Consider the following 4,893-nt stretch of genomic DNA (forward strand, 5'->3'; position numbering starts at 1 on the left):
TACGTCGTGATAACGCGCGTCGAGCGGCGTGAGCGGCAGGCGAATCCCGCTCCCCATGCGCCCAAGCGCGGTCAGCGCCCATTTCGCGGGAATCGGATTCGACTCGCAGAACATGTTTTTGTGCAGCGACAACAGGCTCAAATGAATCTTGCGTGCCGTGATGGCGTCGCCGGCCAGCGCCGCACGGCAGAGTTCGCTCATTGCACGCGGTGCCACGTTCGCGGTCACCGAAATATTGCCGTGGCCGCCGAGCAGCATCAACGCGATCGCGGTCGGATCGTCACCGCTGTAGATTGCGAAATGCGCGGGTGCCTCGTTGATCAGATTCGCTGCACGATCGATGTTGCCCGTCGCTTCCTTCACGCCGATGATTCCTGGCACGTTTGCCAGGCGGATCACGGTGTCGTGATTCATGTCGGCAACAGTACGGCCCGGCACGTTGTACAGGATCACCGGCAGATCAACCGATTCCGCGATCTTGCGAAAGTGCTGGTACATGCCCTCTTGGGTGGGCTTGTTGTAATACGGAACCACTTGCAACGTAGCGTCCGCGCCAACTTCCTTCGCGGCGCGCGCCAGTTCGATGGCCTCCGAGGTGGAGTTGCCACCCGCGCCCGCGATGATCGGAAAGCGCTTGGCCGTATGTTCGACGGCGGTTTTCACCATCAACACGTGCTCTTCCACGGAGAGCGTGGCGGACTCACCACTGGTGCCGACGACGACGAGCCCGTTCGAGCCCTCTTCAACATGCCAGTCGATCAGTTTTCGAAACGCCGGCAGATCGAGACTACCGTCCTCGTGCATCGGGGTGACGATGGCAGGAATGCTGCCGCGGATCTGGATGCCGCCGTGTGTTCCGTTTGTCATGAAACGCTAGGGAAATTGGTCGGAAACCGCGATTGTAGCGGATTAGGACTGTAGAACGTAACGATCCGGGGGTGCGGCATTGTTACGGTCCGTAAGGCCCGTGGACAGAGGCGCCGACTCGGCTACGGCGCAGATGCGCTGCACGCAGGATGCACGCGGCGCGCTGATAAATCCATCCTGATAAGCGATGACCCGCAAGCGCGGGCGCACGGCGTCGAGAAGTTCGCCGGGATTGAGCAGGAAATCCGGATTCGATGGCTTGCCGAATTGCGCATTGCCTGCGGCAAAGGTTTCGTAGAGCAGCACGCCGCCGGGCGCGAGGGCATCGAGAAGAAAGGGAAATAACGGCCGGTGAAGATAGTTCGTCACGACCACGGCGGCGAACTGTTCGTCTTCGCGCAAGGGCCACGCCGCATTTTCAAGATCGGCGCAACGCGTGCTTACGTGCTGCACGGCAGCGAGACTGGCGAGCGCGGTTTCATCGCGATCCAGTGCCAGAACGTCGTGTCCACGCGATGCAAAAAACCGCGAATGACGGCCGTTGCCGGCCGCCACGTCAAGCACCGCACCGCCCTTTTCCACCAGATGCGACCATTGCTCAATCCATGCACTGGCGGTGGTTGGGGGCGAATACAGCGCGGGCGTCGGCGTCACGGCTTGCTTCAGTTGTAAGACAGGCCCATGGCGTCGCGAACGTCGCGCATGGTTTCGACTGCAAACTTGCGCGCCTTGTCGCAGCCATCGGCCACGATGGCACGCAACAACGAAGGGTCGTCCATGTATTTCTGTGCGCGCTCGAGCATGGGTTGCTGCTCGCGCAGGATCCCTTCGATCACCGGCTGCTTGCACTCGAGGCAGCCAATGCCCGCAGTGCGGCACCCCTTTTGCACCCACTCGTGCGTCGCTTCGTCGGTGTAGACCTGATGAAGCTGCCATACCGGGCATTTGTCCGGATCGCCCGGATCGGTGCGGCGAACACGCGCCGGATCGGTCGGCATGGTGCGCACTTTCTTCGTGATGCTCTCGGCGTCTTCACGCAAGCCGATAGTGTTGCCATACGACTTCGACATCTTGGCGCCGTCGAGGCCCGGCATGCGCGACGCTTCGGTCAACAGCACTTGCGGCTCGACCAGGATGATCTTGCGCGCGCCTTCCAGGTAGCCGAAAAGCCGTTCGCGATCGTTCATGGACAAGCTCTGCGATTCCTGCAGCATCGCGCGTGCTTGTTCGAGCGCTTCGTCGTCACCCTCTTGCTGATACGCGACGCGCAACTCGTGATAAAGCTTTGCACGCTTGCCGCCGAGCTTCTTGGCGGCATCGAGCGCCTTCTCTTCGAAATCGGCTTCACGTCCATAAAGATAGTTGAAGCGCCGGGCAATTTCACGCGTCATTTCGACGTGCGGCACCTGGTCTTCGCCCACCGGAACGAGCGACGCGCGATACAGCAGGATGTCTGCCGCCATCAGCACCGGATAACCGAGAAAACCGTATGTGGTGAGATCCTTTTCCTTCAGCTTCTCGATCTGTTCCTTGTAGGTCGGCACGCGTTCGAGCCAGCCGAGCGGCGTCCCCATGCCGAGCAGCAGCGCCAGTTCGGCGTGCTCAGGCACGCGGCTCTGAATGAACAGCGTGGCCTGCGCCGGGTCGATGCCGGAAGCGAGCCAGTCGATCAGCACTTCCCACACGTTCTTCTCGATCACCTCGGGCGTTTCGTAGTGCGTCGTCAGTGCGTGCCAGTCGACGACCGCAAAAAAGCACGGGTATTCGGACTGCAGCCGCACCCAGTTCTTGAGCACGCCGTGATAGTGGCCTAGGTGCAGCGAGCCGGTAGGCCGCATGCCGGAGAAGATACGGTCAGGGAACATGGTTTTATTGGAAGAGCGAAGCAAGGGGATTCAGGACGGCCGACACCGCGACGTACCCGGCGCTCACCAGCGGTCCGAGCCAGAAACGCGTCAGGGTGCCGGTCATGACCAGCGCCATCACGATAAAAAACCCGTACGGCTCGAGCCGCGACAGCATGATCGATGCACGCACCGGCAGCAAGGCCATCAGCACACGGCCGCCGTCGAGCGGCGGCAGCGGGAACAGGTTGAGCACGCCGAGCACGAGGTTCACGCCCACGCCCGCCGCAGCCATGCGCGTGAGGAAGGGTTCGTTGACATTGAATGCTGCGAGCAGCACGGCAATCACGCCCCAGATCAGCGCTTGCGCGAAGTTGCTGGCCGGCCCGGCAGCCGCGACCCACAAACTGCCCCAGCGCGGATTGCGCAAATTGCCGAATGCAACCGGAACCGGTTTTGCGTACCCGAACATGAACGCGCCGCTCGTGACGAAATACAGCACCAGCGGAATTGCCAGCGTGCCGATGGGGTCGATGTGGCGCATCGGATTAAGCGAGACGCGGCCGAGCACGTAAGCCGTGTTGTCGCCCAGGAGGCGGGCCGCGTAGCCGTGCGCGGCCTCGTGCAGCGTGATCGCGAAAATCACGGGGAGCGCGTAGACCGCGATCGTTTGTATCAGGGAGGAATCCATAGCTCGCTATTGTATCAAGCAGTTGTGGCGCCACTCATGGCGGTGTGTGCGAGCGTTCGCGGGCCGTCGCGCATCGAGGCGTGCGCTTTGCCTCGCGCGCCGCCCTATTGTGTCATCGCGGAAATTCAGGTGATGGAAATGTTGCCCGCCCGTGTCATTGCGCGCTGTCAGCGGTGAGACCGAACGGTTCCAGGCTTCCCAGCCCCGGGCGCACGAGGACCGGTACTTCGCCCGTCAGATCGATCACGGTTGACGGTTCCATGGGGCAGGCGCCGGCGTCGATCACGAGATCGATCTGTTTTTCCAGCTTTTCGCGGATCTCTTCGGCGTCGTTGAGCGGATGGGTATCGTTGGGCATGATCAGCGTAGAGCCCAGCAGCGGTTGTCCGAGCGCTTCCAGCAGCGCAAGCGTGATGGCGTGATTCGGCACCCGCAGGCCGATCGTCTTGCGCGACGGATGCGAAAGGCGCCGCGGGACTTCCTTGGTTGCCTGCAATACGAAAACGTAAGGACCCGGCGTCACGGATTTGATCAGACGATAGTTCCGGTTATCGACTATCGCAAAATTCGAAAGCTCGGACAAATCCCGCACCAGCAGCGAAAGCAGTTGTTTCTCGTCGAGCCCGCGAATGCGGCGAATACGCTCGACGGCGTCCTTGTCATCGAGATGACACGCCAGCGCATAGCTCGAATCGGTCGGCAACGCCACGATGCCGCCATCGTTGATGATCTGCACCGCCTGATTGATCAGCCGCGGCTGCGGATTATCCGGGTGAATGCGAAAGAATTGAGACATGACCAGAGGACTAGAAAAGTTGCCCGGCGGGAGCATCCGTCGGTTTGCCCGAGGCTCTCCATGTGAACTCGGCAGAATACCCGCAAATTCATGCTATTGCGCGACAAACGGCGCAAGGAAAGCGTGAAGTCGTGCAAGGATCGTGCGAGGCGTGGCGGACAAGCTCAGCGCAGGCATTCCCAGACGGGTTTGAGGTCGGCGGGAAGCGGCGGCAATTGGCCAAGGTCGATACGGCCCTCGCCCGCCGCATGAAAATCCGAACCACGTGAAGCGTAGAACCCATAGCGGCGCGCAACCTCCGCATATTCCCGATACTGGTCCGGCGTATGGCTGCCCGTCACCACTTCAATGGCGCGGCCGCCGAGCTGGATGAATTCATCGAAGAGCGCGGCGAATTCGACCTGCGAGAAATCATAGCGCCCCGGGTGCGCGATCACCGCTTCGCCGCCGGCCGCCTTGATCCATTTCATGGCGTCGGCGAGTTTCGACCATCGATGGCCGACGAAACCCGGTTTTCCGTCACCGAGGTATTTCGAGAACACGTCCGAGGTGGACTCTGCGTAGCCTTTATCAACCAGAAAACGCGCGAAGTGTGTGCGCGAGATCATTGCCGGGTCGTTCACGTAGGTCAGCGCGCCTTCATAGGCGCCCGGGATGCCGATCGCGGCCAGCGCCTGCCCGATGGCCTCACCGCG

General features: G+C 61.4%; 5 protein-coding genes and 1 pseudogene. All 6 read right to left on the reverse strand.

Annotation, left to right across the window (positions count from 1 at the left end; translation table 11 throughout):
* Positions 1-867 (reverse strand): 4-hydroxy-tetrahydrodipicolinate synthase (gene dapA, locus ACRXB1_RS30450; protein ID WP_449494157.1); only part of this gene is annotated, 867 nt, incomplete at its 3' end.
* Between the two features lie 42 nt (positions 868-909).
* On the reverse strand, positions 910-1,533 hold the full coding sequence (locus ACRXB1_RS30455) for a class I SAM-dependent methyltransferase (RefSeq protein ID WP_449494158.1): 624 nt from the start codon (positions 1,531-1,533) through the stop codon (positions 910-912).
* A complete protein-coding gene (locus ACRXB1_RS30460) occupies positions 1,530-2,732 on the reverse strand; it encodes a tryptophan--tRNA ligase (protein ID WP_061999080.1) in 1,203 nt (400 codons plus the stop codon). The genes ACRXB1_RS30455 and ACRXB1_RS30460 overlap by 4 nt, the downstream gene beginning before the upstream one ends.
* Before the next feature lie 4 nt (positions 2,733-2,736).
* A complete protein-coding gene (locus tag ACRXB1_RS30465) occupies positions 2,737-3,402 on the reverse strand; it encodes a site-2 protease family protein (RefSeq protein ID WP_061999079.1) in 666 nt (221 codons plus the stop codon).
* A gap of 154 nt (positions 3,403-3,556) precedes the next feature.
* On the reverse strand, positions 3,557-4,198 hold the full coding sequence (locus ACRXB1_RS30470) for an L-threonylcarbamoyladenylate synthase (RefSeq protein WP_062169760.1): 642 nt from the start codon (positions 4,196-4,198) through the stop codon (positions 3,557-3,559).
* Positions 4,199-4,362: 164 nt separating this feature from the next.
* A pseudogene (locus ACRXB1_RS30475) lies at positions 4,363-4,893 on the reverse strand (phosphatase); the annotation flags it as partial.

This window comes from Caballeronia sp. M23-90, from assembly GCF_053574605.1.